This is a genomic window from Novosphingobium sp. CF614, from assembly GCF_900113255.1.
GTDB lineage: Bacteria > Pseudomonadota > Alphaproteobacteria > Sphingomonadales > Sphingomonadaceae > Novosphingobium.
Window position 1 is genome coordinate 399819 of sequence record NZ_FOOR01000001.1, and the last position, 18360, is coordinate 418178.

An 18360-nucleotide genomic window follows, 5' to 3' on the forward strand; every position below is an offset into this window, starting at 1 on the left:
CCGCGCGGCGCAAGCGGCCACCGCGCGGCTGGAATCATTCCGAGCGGAAGACCACGGCCTCGCTACACCTTGTCGCAGGCGACGATGGCGCCGCGCAGTTCGTAGCCCTGGGTCTGCACGCTGAGCACCATGTCCGGCTTCCGCACCATCCGGATGCCCGGGACCCGCATCAGCCGGTCGAGGAACACGCGCGATTCGTGAAGCGCCACTTGCGAGCCCGGGCAGCGATGCGGCCCGTCGCCGAAGCTCATCCAGGAACCGGCGGCCTTCATGCGCTTGGGGCGATCGGGATCGAGCTGGTAGGGACATTCGCCGACCACGCTGGGGTCGGTATTCACCTCCCGCAAGTTGATGGCGAACACTTCGCCTTCGGTTACCGGCGTGCCGCTTACCGACGACGGAAGGTCGATGGTCGATTGCCGGTAGACGAAATTCGCCACTGGATCGAGCCGCAGGATTTCCTCCAGGATCGCGAACTGGTCCGCCTCGTCGCCCTCCAGGAAACGCTTCATGAGATCGGGGTGGTCGAACAGCTGCCAGGCGGCCAGGACGATGAACTCGCGCGTCGTCGAAACGCCCGCGCCGGCATAAGTCTGGCATTCGATAATCATGGCCTTCATGGAGTAGTTCTCCTTGACCATGTGCGACATGACGTCGTCCTTCGGCTCCTTGCGACGCGCCTCGGCGGCGGGGACGATATGATTGTAATAGAGATCCATCGTCAATTTCGCCCGCCGCTTCTCGTAAAGGCGCATGAGCAGCGGCTTGAGCAGCAACCGGGCGAACGGCGGCATGCGCAGGAAGAAGTTCGAATTCATCAGGTCACGGATGACCTGGGTCAGCTTCCGGTTATCGCTGTTGGTCAGGCCGACGATTTCCATCGCAACGTTGGAGGCAAGCTGCAGGCTCATCTCGTCAAGCACGCGCGAACCCTTGGCCTGCAGATCGGCGATCAGTTCGTCCATGGTGCGGTCCATCAGCGGACGATAGCGCGTGACCACCGCCTTGGGCGTGAAATAGGCCGCTACCGAAGCCCGGCGCTTGCGATGCCGTTCGCCGTCGAGAAAGAAGAACGATTCGTGATCGGGATTGTCCACGTTGGGTGCTGCCACCCCGGGACGGCCCTGGTTGATGCCCACCGTGCGCAGGATCTCGCGCGCGAAGGCGAAATCGCGCGCGATCCTGGTGACCTTGAACGGCTTGAGCTTGCTGGTGATGAATTCCGCGGTTTTGCGATCGTCCCGGCCGATCTGGCCAGCTCCGTTCGATATCCTGACTTCTGCGTTCATTTTCGTTCCACTCCCTCGACCATCGCGTTTCCTGCCGGACTCCGCATCGTCGCCTTGGGGAAGCGAGGGTATGCGCGTTCGACGGAGCCGCTATTCGCGACCGGCAAATTCAGGATCATGCCGCTACCTTGCGACGAGCATCACGACTGCGATCCTGATTGTCCATCGTAGTTTGGATCGCCGTCGCCATCAACTTATATTGTAACTGCTATGGAATTGCGCATTCCCCGGGACTCGCCATTTCGAGCCGATTCCTGCCGCCCGCGCCGTCCCCGGAACTGTCCGCCCGGCACGTTACATAGTTTCTACTATTGCATCGAAAACCAGGCAGGCTAGGATACCCGGCAAGCGCACGATCACGGGGCGCAGGGACGGGCGTCAGGCGTCGGCCGAACAGGAGAGGTGAGCGGGATGGAAGAGCAATCGCTGAACGAAGAGGCTGTTACCCATGCCCGCCTCGCCGAGCGGGCCGCCGAGCTGAGCTGGAAGCACATCTTCGCGGAATATACGCAGGACCCCGTCCAGATCGCCGCCACGCTGGCCACCGACGGGCCGATCGCCTGGACGCTGGCGCGCGAATCCGCCGCCGATGGCGGCGCCTATCGCTTCCTTGCCGGCACCACCGTCGATGAAGTGCGCGGCCAGTACGAAAACCTTCGCCAGGAACTGGAAATCCGCGGCTGGGAACCGCTGCTGGAAATCCGCTCCGGCTGGTACACGATGTGGTCCGGCGCCTCGAACATCAGGGTCGTGGCGAACGGATCGCAGCATAAGGGCCAGACCGTGGTCCTGTTTCCGATCGGACGTGACGGCATCCTGGGCGAACTGCAGATCGCAACCGTCGGCCGCCTGCCAGACGGCACCGCCCCGGCCGACGACGGACGCGTTCCGGAGCGCCGGCTGACCGCGCTTCACGAGCACGAAGCCCACCTCACCGCCTTGCGCGCGGGCGATGTCGACAGGATCGTGGCGGCCCACCGGGACGATGCCGCCGTCGCCATCCGCAGCTACCTTACCGACGAATCCAGCCTCCTGAACGTGGGCGGGACGCAGGCCATCCGCGATTACTACACCAGCCTGTTCGAACGCTTTCGCGTGATCGACCTGCAAGTGGTGAACCGCGCCGTCGACACCTGGTATCTCTTCGCCGAGCTGCACTGGATCGTCGAGGAGCGCGCGTCGGGCCGCCGGTGCGAGTTCTGCACCGCCGATCTCACTTCGATCGATGCCGATCGCAAGTACTGGGTACGCACTGGAGCGGGCACCGACCCCGTCGCGTGCAGGGGCCCCGCGTCCACCTCCACGCCGATCGGCGTGGAGGCCTTCGCCGGGTGACAGACCCCAAATCCCCGGCGGCCGACAGCGGCGGCGTGCGCTTCCTCGACGACGTGCGGGTGCTGGAGATCGCCAGCCTCTCTCCTACCCAGCTCGGCATGCATCTCGCCGACCTCGGCGCCGAAGTCATCAAGATCGAGCCGCCCGAACGCGGCGATGCCACCCGTCTGATCGGAACCCGGCCGGGATACACGGATTCGGGCCTTCATCGCCGCTGGAACCGAGGCAAGCGCAGCCTCGCGCTCGATACGCACAGTTCCGCCGGGCTTGACCTGCTGCGACGGCTGATCCCCACGATGGACGTCGTCATCGAAGGCCTGCGCCCGGGAACCCTCGCCAAGATGGGCCTGACCCGCGAGCTGCTGACTGAACTCAAGCCCAACCTGGTCACGGTCTCGCTGTCGGGCTACGGCCAGACGGGTCCATACCGCGACCTGCCGGGCCACGGCGTCGGCTTCGACGCCGTGGCCGGCCTCGCCGGTATCGAACAGGATGCGGACGGCCAGCCTTGCGTACCCTCGCGGCACGTCTATTTCGGAGCCTTGGTGGCGCCGCTGCTCGGCGCATCCGCGACGCTTGCCGCGCTATCATGGTGCCGCCGCACCGGGCAACCGGCGTTCCTCGACATCGCCCAGTCGGATGCCGCGGCTTTCGCCAACTATGCCATGGAAGAAGCCGTCGCCGAACAGCGCGCGGCCGCGGCCGGGACGGTAGCCCCTCCACCTGCTTCGCCCGCGGCAGCGGGTGAACGCGCGCGCGGCTCCACCATGCAGGCCTATCGCACCCGCGACGGCAAAGTGCTGATGGTCATGGCGCTGGAACGCAAGTTCTTCCTGCGCCTGGCCGAGGCCACCGGCCGCCCCGACCTGGCCGTGCATGCGGAGGGGAGCGGCCATGTCGTGCGCGGATCGCCGGAGATCGACGCGGCACTGATCGCGGCGATCGCCACCAGGGACATGGCCGATTGGATGGAAATCTTCGCCCGCGCCGACGTGCCGGTCGTTCCGGTCAACGAAGGCGCGGCAGTGGCGGACGATCCGCAGATGCTGGCCCGGATCGAATGGATCGAAGCCGATCAGGGCACCGTCACCATGAAAAGCCCCGTGCGTAGCGATCCGGCCATCGCGGCTCCCGCTCCGGCCCCGACGCTCGGCCAGGACACGGCGGAAGTGCTTGGCGCGATCAAGCTCGACCCCGCCGACCTGGATCGACTCGCCGCCGAGGGGATCATCCACATCGATGGCCCGGCCGGATCGCCATGCCGGACATCTTCACCGGCAGCGGATCTGGCCGGACCTATTCAAGCCACCCCTGACAGCAACCGAAGGAGAGAGCGATGGCCATCATGAAGACCCGCGCGGAAACGACCATCAGCAGGCCCGCCAGCGAGATCTGGGCCCGCATCGGCAATTTCGCCGACATCAGCTGGATTCCGGGCACCGAGCCGCACAACTGCCGGATGGACGGCAACATTCGCACCGTCACCAAGGACGCCTGGGACTTCAACCTGGTGCAGCGGCTGATCGAGCATGACGACACGCGCCACACCTACAGCTACGACCTTCCGCACGATGTGAGTTTCGAGGCGCTGGCCGGCCCCGGCAAGATCGCCAAGGTGCTCAACGGCACGCTCAAAGTCACGGAGACGGGCCCGTCGCAATCGACCGTGACCTGGGATCTGGAAACCGAGGATTTCATCTTCAAGGGCGCTTCGGTCGAATACCAGCACGCGCTCGATACGCTGAAGGCCGACATGGAGGGCTAAAATTATTGGGAAGGCTGAAATTGCTGGCCCCTTCGCTCGGAGCGAAGGGGCGGGCCCGGGGAAGGCGAAAACTATGCCCCGGGGACGCGCAGGACGAGGCCGTCGAGATCCTCGGTGACCTTGATCTGGCAGGACAGGCGGCTTTCGGACCGGACGTCTTCCGAGAAATCCATGGTGGCGATTTCGATGTCGGTCGGCGGGCCGACGCGATCACGCCACATGGCATCGACGTGAACGTGGCAGGTGCCGCAAATGCAGGCGCCGCCGCAATCGGCGGCAATGCCCGCGATTCCGACATTCCTGGCCGCCTCCATCACGCTGATGCCGACATCGGCATCGACCACCCGCCCATGCTCCTGCCCCGCTTCGATAAATGTAATCTTTGGCATTGCCTCTCAATTCCTTGCGTTTGACCGGCGCGTCTCGACGGCAACCGGCGACGGATCGCGTGATATCATCAGCCCGCACAGGCCCTGCCCCGCCCCCCGGATGAAGGGCGCGGCGACATCTTCAAAACCGCGCGTCATGCCAAACCTCATTGACCGGAACTCTTGTCCTCCTTCCTTTCGTCGTTGCGAACCGCCGAAGGCGATGTGGCAATTCAGGGCGTTTTGGTGCCGCCCTGGATTGCTTCGACGGTTTCGCCGTCTCGCAACGACGAAGGGAGAAGAGGAACCTCGGTCCGAGAGATCTGGTATTGCGAAATCTGATATCATACCAACGGTCTTAACTTCTGGTCTCTCTTCGTCATCCCCGCGAAAGCGGGGTTCCATCTCCCGGCCTTGCGTCAGGCCGGTCGCTCGAGAGATGGGTTCCAGCCTACGCGGGAATGACGAGCGATTCCTTTGAGCCGTTGATATCAGATATGAGCGGGCAGGGTTTCCCATCCCCGCACGGTCGCGGTCGAGGACATCTCCGCCCTGTCCATGTCGACTTCCCAGTCCGGGAAGCGCTTGAGCACTTCCTCCAGCGCGATACGCCCTTCGACCCGCGCCAGCGCATTGCCAAGGCAATTGTGGAAGCCGTAACCGAACGTCAGATGGGGGTGCCGCGCGCGGTGAATGTTGAACGTGTCGCCATCGACGAACTTCTGCTCGTCGCGATTGGCCGAAGCGACCAGCGACAGGACGATGCTGTTGGCGGGCACTTTCACACCGTGGAATTCCACTTCGCGCGCCGCAGTGCGGCCGATGTACGGCCCCGGCGATTCGTAGCGCAGGACTTCCTCGATCGCATCGGGAATCAGGCTCATGTCCTCGCGAATCGCACGCCGCTGATCCGGATGTTCGGACAACAGCTTGCCGGTCCAGCCGATCAGGCGATTGGTGGTTTCATTGCCGGCGCCGAACAACAGCGCGACCATGGTGAGGATCTCGGCACGGGTCAGCGTCCGGGTCACGCCGTTGGCGTCTTCGAACTCCGCCCGGATCAGGTCGGACATCAAATCGTCGGTCGGGTTCTTGATACGCGCGTCGACAAAATCCGCATAGGCTTCGCCGGTCATGCCCTTGCCCGATTCGGCAAGCGGCTGGCCCGGCTCGGTCCGCATATTGTCGTCGACCACGCGCTGCGCTTCCTTGAGGTGTTCCTCTGGAATGCCCAGCAGCATGCCGATCACCCGCATCGGCATTTCCGTACCGAGGTGCACGATGAAATCAAACTCCTTGCCACCGACCAGCGGATCCAGCGCCTGGGCACAGAAATCGCGGATTTCCGTTTCGAGCGCGCCCATCCGCTTCGGCGTGAAGATACGCGACAGCAGCCGGCGATGGATCGTGTGAAGCGGCGGATCCTCATAGATGAACATGCCCGAGGGCGCGCTCGCCTGCTGCTTCATGAACTCCAGCACGCCGCCTTTCGATGAAATGAAGTCATCCCGATTTCCCAGAACGCTTACACAATCATCGTAGTGGCTCAAGGCGTAAAAATCGAACTCCTCGTTATGATATACTGGCGATTCTTCCCGCAGACGGCGGAAAACCGGATAAGGGTTCGAAAAATAGGTGACATTATAAGGATCCCAATGAACGGGCTTCTGCTTCACTTCATCATCCGTGAAAATAGCTTCTGCCATTTTCTGTCTCCTATTTCGTTGGAACTCGCCAAATATACGTTCATAATTCACGCTGCGTGCGAATGAAGGCCCCACACCGTTTCACCGCGATCTCCGGCTTGCGCGCCATGCGCCGCCCGCGAACACGCGCCTCTCCGAATCTGACACTCGACCGTCATATGCATCTCGAATACCATAAATGAGCGAATATCAACAGACAAGTGACGTTCGCCCTGCGATTTCAGATTTGCGCCATGCCGCCATCCACTTGCAGATCGACGCCGGTGATGTAGCTCGATTCGTCCGATGTCAGGAAGAAGGCCGCGTTGGCGAGTTCTTCGGGAGTGCCCATCCGCTTCAGCGGCGTTAACGCCAAAGCGGCTTCGCGCGCCGCGTTGGCGATCGTCTGGGTGGCGAACTGGCCATCGAAAATCGGCGTGTCGGTGGAACCCGGGCTCAGCGCGTTCACCCGAATCCCCCTGGCGCTGAGATCCGGCACCAGGGCGCGGATCAGCCCGCGAGCGCCGGCCTTGCTGGCCGAATAGATACCCAGCGACGTAACGCTTTTCGAGATGCCGACGATCGAGGTGTTGACCAGGATCGAACCGCCCCGCGTCATCAGGGGCAAGGCCTTCTGGATGGTGAAGACCACGCCCTTCAGGTTGACGCCCATGATCCGGTCGTAATGCTCTTCGGTGATCGCATCGATCCGCACATGCTCCACCGCGCCGGCATTGGCGAAGACGATGTCGACCACGCCCTTTTCGGCCCGGACGGTCTCGTAGAGCCGATCGAGGTCCGCAAGGTTCGCGACATCGCCCTGGACGGGCGTGACGTTGCGGCCGATCTCGTCCCGCGCCTTGTCGAGTTCCGCCTGCCGGCGACCAGTGATGAAGACATGGGCGTCTTCATCGACGAATCGCTTGGCCGTCGCCAGGCCGATTCCGGTCGACCCACCGGTGATGACGGCCACTTTTCCATCCAGCTTCGACACTTTCTTCCTCTCCCGATGTCCGGCCTTTGTGGGTGCCTTAGGGGTGCCTTGTACCTACTTCGTGACCGTCTCTACTCCAGCTCAGCCAGCACTTCCTCGGTATGCTCGCCGACCAGCGGGGCGCGCCTGATCGCCTGCGGGATCGCCTCTCCGGCGAAAGGCAGGCCCGGATAGGTGAACGACCGGCCCAGCTCGGGATGCTCGACTTCGACCGGATAGCCTCGGAAGCGGAAATGCGCATCCGCCAGGGCCTCGTCCGGTGCATAGACCGCGCCGCAGGCGATGCCCCGCTGCTGGGCCTGGACGAAGAATTCGGGCGTCGTCAGCTGGGAAGCGATCAGGTACAGCGCCTCGCGCCCGGCGCGGTAGATTTCCGTCGCCTCGACATCCTGGCCCAGCACCTTCAACGAAACACCGCCGCGATCGATCCCCATCTGCAGGAAGAACGCCTCGGGGAATTGGTCCTCCAGCCCCAGTTCCCGCAGCCAGTCCAGCACCGCCTGGTAATTGCCGGCGGTGGTCAGGCCCAGCGGGTTGCTGGCATAGCCGCCGTCGCCGGTCATGGTCTGGATGCCCATGGTGTTGTGCTCGCTGGCATGACGGCCGGTCTGGCGCTGGTTGGTCGCGCGCCGATAGAGGAAATCGACCGAACTGACCTCCGTCGTGACATTGGTGGCGGCCAGCATGCTGACGTCGACATGCTGGCCAATGCCGGAGACATCGCGGTGAACCACCGCGGTGAGAGCGCCCATGACGGCAAAGGCGCTGGCCGTGTGCTGGGCATGGCCGCCGCTGGGGCGCACGGGAGGCAGGCTGTGATCGTCATAGCCGCAGTTCCATACGAGGCCGCCGGCGGCCAATATGGTAAGATCGGTGGTCGGCTCGTGCAGCTCCGGGCAGCGCCTTCCGTTCGGCGTGACCGATACCCACACTAGTCCCGGCAGATCGGCGCGGATCTGGGTATGATCGATGCCCAGCGCATCCAGCACGCCCGGATCCTCGCCTTCGAGCACGATGTCGGCGCTTCCGGCCAGGCGCCGGAAGTCCGCGCGGCCTGCTTCGGTGGCAAGATCGAGTACGACGCTACGCTTGGAGGTATTGTAGTTCCACCACCACAGGCAGCGATCGGGATCCGCCTTGTCGTCGACGAAGGGCCCATACCCGCGCGAGGCGTGTCCGCCCGGCGCTTCCACCACGATCACGTCGGCGCCCAGATCGCCCATCAGCTTGCCGGCATAGGCGGCACGGTCGCTGGCGAGTTCGACGACCCTGAGACCGCCAAGCAGCGCGGGCATCGCCGCGCCGGTCTTCGTCTGTGTTGCATCGGCCATGGTCAGATCACCTTCCGCGCTTTGAAGCCCGCGATCTCATCGACCGAAAGGCCAAGCAGCGAGCCGTAGACAAAATCGTTGTCATGTCCGAGGCACGGTGCCCCGCGGGCGATCGACCAGTCGGTTTCCGACATATGGACCGGGATGCCCTCCACGCGGACTTCCCCGATCTCGTCATGCTGGACTTGCGGCCACAAGCCCCAGGCCCGGGTGCGGGGGTCCTTTTCGATCCGGTCTTCCGGCCGCGCCACCTGGGCCACGGGGACACCCGCCGAGCGCACCAGCGCCTCGACCTGTTCGCGCTGCAATCCGCTGGTCCATGCGCCAAGCCGGCCATCGATCTCCTCGCGGCGCGCCATGCGTTCGGTGAACGCGCCCAGCACCGGATCGAGCGCCCAGGACTCGCCGATAGCCTCGGCAAGGCGCTGCCAGTCCGCGTCGCTGCGGCAGGCGATGGCGACCCAGTTGTCGCTCCCCGCCGCCGGATAGACGCCGTGCGGCACCATCGGCGGGAAATTGTCACTGTTCGAATTGGGCTTGCCCGGGCGGCGCATGGGCCGGCCGTTGACGGTCGAATCCAGCAGTTCGGGTCCGGCCAGGCCGATCCCCGCCTCGGTGCAGGAAAAGTCGATCCACTGGCCCTGACCCGTGCGGTTGCGGGCAATGATCGCACCCAGCACCGCGGTGGCCATCATATAGGCGCCATGGTGATCCATATAGGCAAAGCCCCAGCCGGCCGGGGGCTGGTCCGGCAGGCCCGAAACGAAGCTCAATCCGCTGACCGCCTGGACCACTTGTCCCACCGACTTGAAATCGGAATAGGGCCCGCTTTTGCCGAAGCCGCTGTTGGAAACGTAGATGATCCGTTCGTTGACCGAACGCAGCCAGTCGTAGCCATAGCCCAGGCGCTCCATCACATGCGCCGAGAAGTTTTCAGTCACCACGTCGGACACGGCGACCAGCTTCGCCAGCAGTTCCTTGCCTTCCGCGCTCTTGAGGTCGAGCGTGATGCTCAGCTTCTCGACGTTGTGGTTGTTGAAATTGCCGCCGAAATTGATGCCGCTACGCTGGCCGTCGGGGGAGAATCCGCCGCGCAGGAAGTCCCAGCGGTGCTTTTCGTGCGCGGGCTGCTCGACACGGATGACCTGCGCGCCGAAAGCGGCGAGGAAACGTGTCGCCCCGGCACCCGCGAGCAGGCCGGTAAGATCGCAGATGCGAATGTGCGAAAGCGCATTCGATCCCGATCGGGGCTGCGGAACATCGGCGGCCTGCGCCGCCTCCATCACACCTTGCGCCGTGTTCATGCCGCTCCTCCCATCACCGCTTGATTGGTCTTGACCGGTTGCCCGGGGCGTATTTCGCGATGCAGCCATTCAAGCCTGAGACTGCTGAGCCGCCAGGCGTCGCCCCGCTTCTCGTAGGTATTATGATAGTGGCCATAGGCATCGACCGACGAGCCGTCGGGTGTCTTGGCGAAAAGATGGACCGCCCAGATACCCGTCGCCGTGGTGGGCGATGTCAGCTCGATCTCCGGGAGCATCGCATGATGGACGGTCACCGCCGGGTTCGTGCCGACCCGGGCGATGAAGGCTTCGATCCCGGTCGTGGCGCCCTTGCCGCCGGCACCGGTATCGCAATGGAAACCATCCGTGACGGTCGGCCTTAGAAGGTCCCAGTTCCTGGTGTCGGCGGCCCTGCCATATTGGCCCTGGACCCGTTTGATCGCCTCGATATCGTCCATCGTTCTCTCCCGATAGCCTGCGCTTGTTTCAGCTCATGTTTTCAATTCTTCGCCACCTGTGCTCCAATGGCCAGGCCCATGAGACGGCAGCCGCCGGCATCGGGCCTGAAAGCATGTTCAGTGCCGGCCATCACGATGCAGTCGCCCGAACGCACCTGATGCGCGCCATCACCAAGCACCAACTGCGCGCTACCCTCGACGATCAGGATCAGATCGACGACGTCGCGATAATGAAGGTCTTTCGCCTGAGGCATCGGCAGATCCTCATCGCGCGGTGCATGGTCTATCACATACCAGTCGAGATGCCCCGGCGGAAGTACGCCGGGCCGATAGCGGCCAAGCCCCTTTGCCACCGGCGGCGGCGGGCTCTGGTCGATCGCGAAGAGCCTCGCGATCGACGCCCGCTCGAATCCCTCGATCGCGCTGGTGGCCACGGCGCCCGATTCGACGATGCAGGATCGCCCGCCTTCGTCGACTCCGAGCACCAGGCGCCGCATCGCCCTCAACCGGCCTGGATGTGACTCTTGAGGAATGCCACGGTTTTCGGCCAAGCTTCCTTCGACGAGGCTTCGTGATAGGAACTGCGGTCATTGCAGTGAAAGCCGTGATCGGCCTCGGCATAGCGGTTGACCTCGGTCGCCACACCGGCCTTGGCCGCCGCCTCGCGCAGCTGTTCCACTTCGGGAGTGGGGATCGACTGGTCGAGATCGCCGAAATTGCCCTGCCAGGGCGACTTGAGGGTCGGCGCCAGTTCCAGCATCGCCGGCAGGCCGAAACGGCCCTGCACGATACCACCCCCGTAATACGTCACCGCCGCGCCCAGTTCCCACTGCGCGCCCGCGAAGAACGAGATCGTTCCGCCCATGCAGAAGCCGATGATCCCAACCTGTCGGCCCGAAAAACCCAGCCCGGCCAGATAGTCGAAACAGGCCGTGAGATCCGCTTCGACATCGGTGCGGTTGAGCGCCATGATGTGAGGCATGACGTCCTTCATGTTCTCGTAGGAGATCAGCGGATCCCCGCTGCGGTGAAATACGTGCGGCGCCACGGCAAGGAAACCTTCGGCCGCGATTCGCGCGCAGATATCCATGATATGATCGGTAATGCCGAACGCTTCCTGGATGACGATCACCGCGCCCTTGGCCGCCCCTTCGGGCTTGACCTGGTAAAGCTTCATCTCGGCGCCGGCGCTGTCGACAACCACGGTTTCAGGCATCTCGATCCCCTTGCTTGCATTCACTTGCGAGTGACATAGTGCATACTATTTCAGTGCTTATAGCAGCCACTATGCTCGGCCCGTCAAGAGCCAAGTTAAACATTCGCCGCCTGACGAACATCGCTTGACGAAATCCCAACGCGGCCCCGAAAAAGGCGATCGAGAAAGGTGCCCCAAAAGCCCGTCCGCACCTGGACGGCGCGAAATGCACCTTCCGGGCGGGAGAGGCCATGACCTATTTCGAGGAACTACGGGCAAACTGGCGTCCGCTGCTTGCTGCGATGATCGGCCTGAGCACCGGCTTCACGGCCCTTGCCTTCACCAATTCGATCATGGGGCCGTATCTGCTTCGGGCCTTCGGCTGGTCGAAGGCGGACTTCGCCCTGCTCGGCATGCTAGGCCTGATGACGCTTGTGGGACTTCCCATCGCCGGACGGCTGGTGGACAGGTTCGACGTGCGGCGCACCGCCCTTGTCGGATTCGTCACCGGCCCGATCAGCTTCCTGGCGCTGAGCCGCATGTCGGGCGACTTCCAGTTCTATATCGCGGTCGTGGTCATCCAGAACCTGCTGTGCATGACCACGACATCGACGGTTTTCACCCGCACGGTGGTGCAGCATATCCACGGCGCGCGCGGGATGGCGCTGGCGATCGCGGCATCGGGGCCAGCCGTGACCATCGCGGTCGCGGGGCCCATGCTGAACAACTTCATCACCGCGCACGGCTGGCGCGCGGGATATATCGCGCTGGCGTTTTTCACCGCCATCGGCGGCTTCATCGCCATCGCTCTCGTACCGCCGCGCCGCGCGGCCCCTGCCCGGATCCCGCCGGCGAAGCGGAAGCCGGAAGGTGCATACAGGATGCTCGTGCGCATGCCGGCGTTCTGGATCTTGTTCGCCGGCATTACCTTGTCCAACGTCTCGCAGTTCATAACCAATACCCAGCTTGGCGTCGTGCTGCAGGCTTACGACGTGTCGCCGCAGCAGATTTCAGGCATGATCTCGATATTCGCCGTCGGCATCCTGGTGGGCCGATTCGCCTGCGGCCTTGCCCTCGATCGCTTCCCCGCGCCGGTCGTGGCGACAGTGGTCATGGCCATGCCGCCGATCGGACAGTTCCTGATCGCGGCCAACTTCGATGCCGCGGCGGTGCTGACCGGCGCCGTATTGCTTATCGGCCTGTCCTACGGCGCGGAGGGCGACCTGATCGGCTACCTGGTCGCGCGGTCGTTCGGGATCAGGATCTACGGGACCGTGCTCGGGCTGATGGCGGCATCGATATCGCTGGGCTCCGCCGGCGGCTCGCTGCTGCTCAGCATGACGTTGAAGGGCACCGGCGGCTATGGCCTGTTTCTGGTCGTCAGCGGCATCCTGGCGCTGACCGGCAGCCTGCTTTTCCTGTTGCTGCCCAAGCCGGCGCCACCGGAAGCCGAAGCCGCCGATCATGCGATCGCGGCATCGACTTCCTGAAGACGTCAGCTGCGGCTGGCCATTCCCACCTCGACATCGGCGGCTTCGGCCATGTCGGCGATACTGGCGATATTTTCTGCGATTTCCTCGACCGTCAGGTTCGCGCTGGTGAGGCCCTGGTTCTGCTTGAATCCCATGCGCATCACCTGCCCGCCGCCGCAAACGAGCATGGCCCCGTTGAGCGGACAAGCCTCATGCGCGAGATAGATCGCCGCGGGCGAACACAGTTCCGGCGGGAAAACATTGCCGAGCGGTGAAAAGCGCTCGGGCGGCAAGTCATGAACATGCCCCAGCACCGTGGGCGAAGACATGCGGCTGGCGACACGCGGCGCGAAGCCATTGACGCTGATCCCATACTTCGGCCCCTCGGCGGCGAGCGCCAGGGTCAGGCCGATCACCGCGCCCTTGGCGCCGCCATAGGCCGTCATCATCGGCAGCGTGCCCATCGCCCCTTCCGACACGGTGTTGACGATTCGTCCGCCGCCGTTTTGCATGAAATGGCCCCAGGCGGCCTGGGTGACGTAAACCGTGCCCAGGTAATGGACATCGATCATGCGCCGGAATTCATCGGCGGTGTGGACTTCGAATCGCTCCGGCTTGGCGATACCGGCATTGTTTATCACCGCATCGAGCCGCCCGAAGCTGTCGAGCGCGGCCTGAACCATGGCGGCGGCCCCCTGTTCCTCGCTGACGGATTCGTAGCAAGCCACCGCTTCCCCGCCCGCGGCCTTGATCTCGCTCGCCACCTCGTCGGCAGGGCCCGCCGAAAAACCCGAGCCGTCGATTGCCACGCCAGGATCGGCGACCACCACTTTCGCCCCGCGCGATGCCAGCGAGAGCGCATGCGAGCGCCCGGCCCCGCGTCCCGCGCCAGTTACGAGCACCACCTTTCCATCGAAGCGCAATTCTGCCATTTCATCCATCTCCCTACGTTTGACCGTCTGATCGTTCACCCGTCCCTGGGGGGCGAAGAACCCGGCGAACGGGCGGTGGCACGCTCGCCGGCAGGTGAACCGCACGGCCGAACCCGGGAATCGCCCGCGACCGTGCGAGCGGCATCATAGAGCGGCTTGACACTCCGCGCATAGTGATTACTATTTTTTGCCAAGGATACGTCCCGATCGGCCGGCACATGCGCGGCGCGGGAGCGCCTAGAGGGAAGGATGAATGAATGACCAATGTCGTGATCGGCGCCGCGTCTGGCATGGGGGCCGCGACAGCACGTAAGCTTGCGCCACGCGGCAGGCTCATCGTTGCCGACTACAATCTTGAAGGCGCCGAGAAGATCGCCGCCGAAATCGGTGGCGACATCAAGGCCATGGCCTGCGACATCTCCAACCAGGCGCAGATTGACGCGCTGATGGCGGAAGTGAGCGATCTCAAAGCCCTGGTCGTGACCGCCGGCGTATCGGGATCGCAGGCGCCGGGCCGGCGCATCCTCGAAGTCAACCTCGTCGGGCTCGAGCGCATCGTGCGTGCTGCGGAACCCCTCGTCCAGGAGGGCACGGTCGGCATCCTGACCGCGTCGCAATCGGGCTACATGGTTCCCGATACGCCCGCGATGTTCGCGGTGATCGACGATCCGCTGGCACCGGGCATGATCGATCGGCTGGCCGAATTTCTCGATGTCGACACCCCCAGCCTTTGCTACCAGCTTTCCAAGCGCGGGGTTCACCGCATGGCGCGCCGGCATGCCAAGGCATGGGGCCTGCGCGGCGGACGCATTCTTTCGGTTTCGCCCGGCATCAGCGATACCCCGATGGGCCGCGAGGAAATCGACGGTCATCCGGTGATGCTGGACATGATTAATGCCTGCCCGCTCGGCCGGCGCGGCACGCCCGAAGACATCGCCAACGTGATCGCGTTCCTGACTTCGGACGAAGCTTCATACATGACCGGAAGCGACGTGCTGGTCGATGGCGGCATGTCCAACGTCCTGCCGACCACCGCGTGGAACGGCAAGATCCGCATTCCCGAAAACGCCTGAGCCTGTCGCGCAGGACTGAAGAACCCACATTTAGAGGATCACGCCATGACTCACCTGGAGGTCAAGGATCTGGCCCCGGCATTTGGCGCCGAAATCATAGGTTTCGACCCCAAGGCCCCGCTGGACGATGAAACCCGCACCCTTTTGCGGCATGCGTTCGATACGCGCGGACTGCTGCGTTTCCGCGACATCGATCTCACCCACGCCGAACAGGTCGCCCTGTCGCGCATGCTGATCCGCAAGGAAGGCCTTGCCGAAGACGGCGAGACACCGCCCGAGGACAAGTTCTACGTCTCCAACCGCAGGCCCGATTCCGCGGCGCCCTTCGGCCGTCTTCAGTTCCACTCGGACACCATGTGGTGCGAACAGCCGTTCGAAGTGCTGTCGCTCTATGGCGCGCAAGTCGAGCAGCCCTCGGCGCCGACCACTTTCGTCAGCGCCGTCCATGCGTGGAAAACGCTGCCCGATGCCTTGCGCAAGCAGATCGAAGGGCTTGAGGTTCTCCACACCGCCGGCGTCGTCCGGCGCGGCGATCTCTCCGAAGTCCTCGTCACCGAGGTCGTCAATCCGCCGACGGCGATCACCAAGCTCGGCATGCGCCATCCGCGCACGGGCGAGACCGTCCTCTATGCCTGCGAACAGATGACCCGGGAAATCGTCGGCCTCTCGCATGAGGAAAGCGAAGCGATCCTGGAGCAGGTGTTCGATCATCTCTATGCCCCGACAGCACAGTGGGACCATGAATGGCGCGAAGGCGATTTCGTGGTCTGGGACAACATCGCCATGCAGCATTCCCGCAAGACCGTGACGGTCGAAGGGCCGACCCGCCACTTGCGAAAGGCCGCCAGCCCGATGCCCAAGCTTCGTCCCGATCAACGTCCAGTCTATAGTGCGCCCGCCCAATGAAAATGTTCTCGCTTGAAGGAAAAGTCGCCATCATCACCGGTGGCGGACGTGGCATCGGCGCGGCCATCGCGCGGATCTATGCCGAAGCCGGCGCCGCCGTCGCGCTGACGGCGCGCACCGTGGAGCAAGTCGAATCGGTCGCCGCCGAAATCCGGGCGGCCGGCGGGCGTGCCCTGCCGATCGCGGCCAACCTCTATGACAATGCCCAGCTACCGGCGGTGATAGACAAGACCGTGGCCGAGTTCGGCGGCATCGACGTGCTGGTCAACAATGCCGGCGCGGGCGGTTCGCCGTTGTTCATGGACACGCGCGCGGAACACATGCAGCAGGCTTATCAGCTGATGGTGGTGGCGCCGTTCGAACTCGCGCGCCTGGCCGCACCGTCGATGCTTCAGCGCCCCGGCGCCTCGATCATCAACATGACGTCGGTCGGTGCGTACCGCCACACGCGCGGGAACCTGGCCCATCATACCGCCAAGGGCGCGATGGCCCAGTTCACGCGGCTCCTGGCGGCCGACCTCGGGCCCAAGATCCGCGTCAACGCCATTGCCCCCGCCGCGGTGGAAACCCCCGGCCTGCGCGAGGTTTTCGATTCGCGCGCGCCGGGCATGCGCGAGACGATCATCGAGCATACGCGCCTGCGCCGGATGGGAACCCCTGAAGACATTGCCTATGCCGCGCTCTATCTCGCCTCGCCGGCGGCGTCGTGGATCACTGGAACCGTGCTCGACATCACGGGCGGCCCGGTCGACGAACTGTTCCAGAACGCACCCGACCTTTGACCCGGAACCGTGTCCCGCAAGAACCCAGCGCAGCGCCTGCCCGCTTGGCCCTTGCGGGACATGCGAATGCCCCCTGACGTGGGGGGAATTCATGACTCGCGCGAAAGGCCCATGGCACGCGAATGACGGTAGTCGAGGGCTGAAAATTGCTCCAGACTGTCGGCTTGGCGGGCAAGTTTGGAAATGCAGGGGCCCAATTTTGCGGAGAGGTACGAAATGAATTCCTATCTGGGCGAACTACGCACCCAGTGGCGCCCGCTTACCTCGGTCATCGTCGGTCTTTCGAGTGGCCTTGTGATGTCCAGCTACGTCATCGGCATCATGGGCCCCTATCTGGTCACGGAGTTCGGCTGGGCCAAGGAAGACATGGCGCTGGTCGGCATTCTTGCCCTGGGGGCAGTGCTCCTGCTGCCGTTGATCGGCCGGATGACCGACGTCTTCGGCGTCCGCAAGACCGCCATGATCGGCGTCATCGCCTCCCCGGTCTCGTACTTCATACTGAGCAGGATCGACTCGTTCGCGGCCTATGCGATCATGTTCGCCCTCCAGGCCTCCATCCTCGCGACAACCACGCCGCCGGTCTATTGCCGGATCGTGGTGCAATATTTCAAGCGCGCACGCGGACTGGCACTCGGCATCGCCGCTGCCGGGCCCGCCATGGCGGTCGCCGTGGGCGGACCGCTACTCAACAATTTCGTCGACGATTACGGCTGGCGCGCCGGCTACATCGCAATGGCGATCTATACCGCAATCAGCGGCATCCTGGCCATGGTACTGCTTCCGCCCGAGCGCCGGGACGGGCAAGCGAAAGCGGCCAAGCCCAAGCGGGCGAAAGAGGATTATCGGATGATCTTCCGTTCCTCGGCCTTCTGGATCCTGTTCGCCGGCATCCTGCTGTGCAACCTGCCTCAGTCGATCATGATGAGCCAGCTCAGCCTGATCCTCGCCGAAAACGGCGCTTCGGGCAAATCCGCCTCGATCATGATTTCCTCCTATGCCGTCGGGATGATCGTCGGCCGGCTGGTGAGCGGCGTGGCGCTCGATCGCTTCCCGGCGCCGCTGGTGGCGACGATCGGCCTGGCGCTGTCCGGCATCGGCTTGCTCATCATCGCCTCCGGGCTGGACGCACGCCCCGTGGTGTTCTTCGCCGTCCTTACCTTCGGCCTTTCGCTCGGTGCGGAAAGCGACGTGATCGCCTATCTGGTGGTGCGCAACTTCGGGGTGAAAATCTACAGCAGCGTCCACAGTATCCTCGCCACCTCGACCGCCCTCGCGGCCGTGCTCGGCTCGGTCATGCTCAGCATCACTTTGCGGTATTTCGTATTCTACGCACCGTTCCTGGGCGTTACCGGCGCACTGGCAGTGCTGGGCAGCCTGCTGTTCCTGTTCCTGCCACGCAATCCGCAAATGGAGGACGAACCGGCCGGGTCGACCGATCATGCCGAACGCGGCGATACGGCTCCGGTGGAAGGCAAGGTCGCGGCGGCCTGAG

At 64.0% G+C, this 18360-nt stretch carries 18 protein-coding genes; 8 read left to right on the forward strand and 10 right to left on the reverse strand.

Annotated features, from left to right (window positions below):
- Nucleotides 1–62: 62 nt before the first annotated feature.
- A complete protein-coding gene (locus BM052_RS01895) occupies nt 63–1289 on the reverse strand; it encodes a cytochrome P450 (protein ID WP_091142538.1) in 1227 nt (408 codons plus the stop codon).
- A 411-nt stretch (nt 1290–1700) separates the two neighbouring features.
- On the opposite strand from BM052_RS01895, the gene BM052_RS19790 reads away from it, so the two are divergent.
- From BM052_RS19790 to BM052_RS01905, 3 genes are read left to right on the forward strand one after another with little or no spacing between them, the layout of a single operon-like run.
- Nucleotides 1701–2624 carry a nuclear transport factor 2 family protein gene (locus tag BM052_RS19790; RefSeq protein WP_177198275.1) on the forward strand — a complete coding sequence of 308 codons (924 nt, stop codon included), beginning with the start codon at nt 1701–1703 and terminating at the stop codon, nt 2622–2624.
- Nucleotides 2621–3973: a CaiB/BaiF CoA transferase family protein gene (locus BM052_RS01900; RefSeq protein ID WP_177198276.1), complete on the forward strand. Its 1353-nt coding sequence runs from the start codon at nt 2621–2623 to the stop codon at nt 3971–3973. The genes BM052_RS19790 and BM052_RS01900 overlap by 4 nt, the downstream gene beginning before the upstream one ends.
- Nucleotides 3961–4389: an SRPBCC family protein gene (locus BM052_RS01905; protein WP_091142542.1), complete on the forward strand. Its 429-nt coding sequence runs from the start codon at nt 3961–3963 to the stop codon at nt 4387–4389. The genes BM052_RS01900 and BM052_RS01905 overlap by 13 nt, the downstream gene beginning before the upstream one ends.
- 71 nt (nt 4390–4460) lie before the next feature.
- On the opposite strand, the gene BM052_RS01910 is transcribed toward BM052_RS01905, so the two are convergent.
- The 8 genes from BM052_RS01910 to BM052_RS01945 form a co-directional block, all read right to left on the reverse strand.
- Nucleotides 4461–4778, reverse strand: coding sequence for a 2Fe-2S iron-sulfur cluster-binding protein (locus BM052_RS01910; RefSeq protein WP_091142544.1), 318 nt, complete (start codon nt 4776–4778; stop codon nt 4461–4463).
- 470 nt (nt 4779–5248) lie between these two features.
- The gene (locus BM052_RS01915; protein WP_091142546.1) at nt 5249–6463 is read right to left on the reverse strand and encodes a cytochrome P450; all 1215 of its coding nucleotides are present in this window, start codon (nt 6461–6463) and stop codon (nt 5249–5251) included.
- Between the two features lie 220 nt (nt 6464–6683).
- On the reverse strand, nt 6684–7436 hold the full coding sequence (locus BM052_RS01920; RefSeq protein WP_091142548.1) for an SDR family NAD(P)-dependent oxidoreductase: 753 nt from the start codon (nt 7434–7436) through the stop codon (nt 6684–6686).
- A gap of 71 nt (nt 7437–7507) precedes the next feature.
- Nucleotides 7508–8767: a CaiB/BaiF CoA transferase family protein gene (locus BM052_RS01925; protein ID WP_091142550.1), complete on the reverse strand. Its 1260-nt coding sequence runs from the start codon at nt 8765–8767 to the stop codon at nt 7508–7510.
- Between the two features lie 2 nt (nt 8768–8769).
- On the reverse strand, nt 8770–10071 hold the full coding sequence (locus BM052_RS01930; RefSeq protein WP_177198277.1) for a CaiB/BaiF CoA transferase family protein: 1302 nt from the start codon (nt 10069–10071) through the stop codon (nt 8770–8772).
- Nucleotides 10068–10508: a nuclear transport factor 2 family protein gene (locus tag BM052_RS01935; protein ID WP_091142555.1), complete on the reverse strand. Its 441-nt coding sequence runs from the start codon at nt 10506–10508 to the stop codon at nt 10068–10070. The genes BM052_RS01930 and BM052_RS01935 overlap by 4 nt, the downstream gene beginning before the upstream one ends.
- A 41-nt stretch (nt 10509–10549) precedes the next feature.
- Entirely contained in the window at nt 10550–10942 is a 393-nt protein-coding gene (locus tag BM052_RS01940) for a cupin domain-containing protein (RefSeq protein WP_218151499.1), read from the reverse strand.
- Nucleotides 10943–11010: 68 nt separating this feature from the next.
- Nucleotides 11011–11724, reverse strand: coding sequence for a dienelactone hydrolase family protein (locus BM052_RS01945; protein ID WP_218151500.1), 714 nt, complete (start codon nt 11722–11724; stop codon nt 11011–11013).
- 230 nt (nt 11725–11954) lie between these two features.
- Between BM052_RS01945 and BM052_RS01950 the strand changes: the two genes are divergently transcribed.
- A complete protein-coding gene (locus BM052_RS01950; protein WP_091142559.1) occupies nt 11955–13193 on the forward strand; it encodes an MFS transporter in 1239 nt (412 codons plus the stop codon).
- A 5-nt stretch (nt 13194–13198) separates the two neighbouring features.
- Here the strand turns inward: BM052_RS01950 and BM052_RS01955 are convergent, their stop codons facing one another.
- Entirely contained in the window at nt 13199–14107 is a 909-nt protein-coding gene (locus BM052_RS01955; protein WP_177198279.1) for an SDR family NAD(P)-dependent oxidoreductase, read from the reverse strand.
- 257 nt (nt 14108–14364) lie between these two features.
- Between BM052_RS01955 and BM052_RS01960 the strand changes: the two genes are divergently transcribed.
- From BM052_RS01960 to BM052_RS01975, 4 genes are all read left to right on the forward strand, one after another.
- On the forward strand, nt 14365–15180 hold the full coding sequence (locus BM052_RS01960; RefSeq protein ID WP_091142563.1) for an SDR family oxidoreductase: 816 nt from the start codon (nt 14365–14367) through the stop codon (nt 15178–15180).
- 45 nt (nt 15181–15225) lie between these two features.
- On the forward strand, nt 15226–16086 hold the full coding sequence (locus BM052_RS01965) for a TauD/TfdA dioxygenase family protein (RefSeq protein WP_091142565.1): 861 nt from the start codon (nt 15226–15228) through the stop codon (nt 16084–16086).
- Nucleotides 16083–16868 (forward strand): SDR family NAD(P)-dependent oxidoreductase, encoded by a 786-nt coding sequence (locus BM052_RS01970; RefSeq protein ID WP_091142568.1) that lies wholly within the window; start codon nt 16083–16085, stop codon nt 16866–16868. Before BM052_RS01965 ends, BM052_RS01970 begins: the two co-directional genes overlap by 4 nt.
- A gap of 216 nt (nt 16869–17084) precedes the next feature.
- On the forward strand, nt 17085–18359 hold the full coding sequence (locus tag BM052_RS01975) for an MFS transporter (RefSeq protein WP_177198280.1): 1275 nt from the start codon (nt 17085–17087) through the stop codon (nt 18357–18359).
- The last annotated feature ends 1 nt before the right edge of the window (nt 18360 follow it).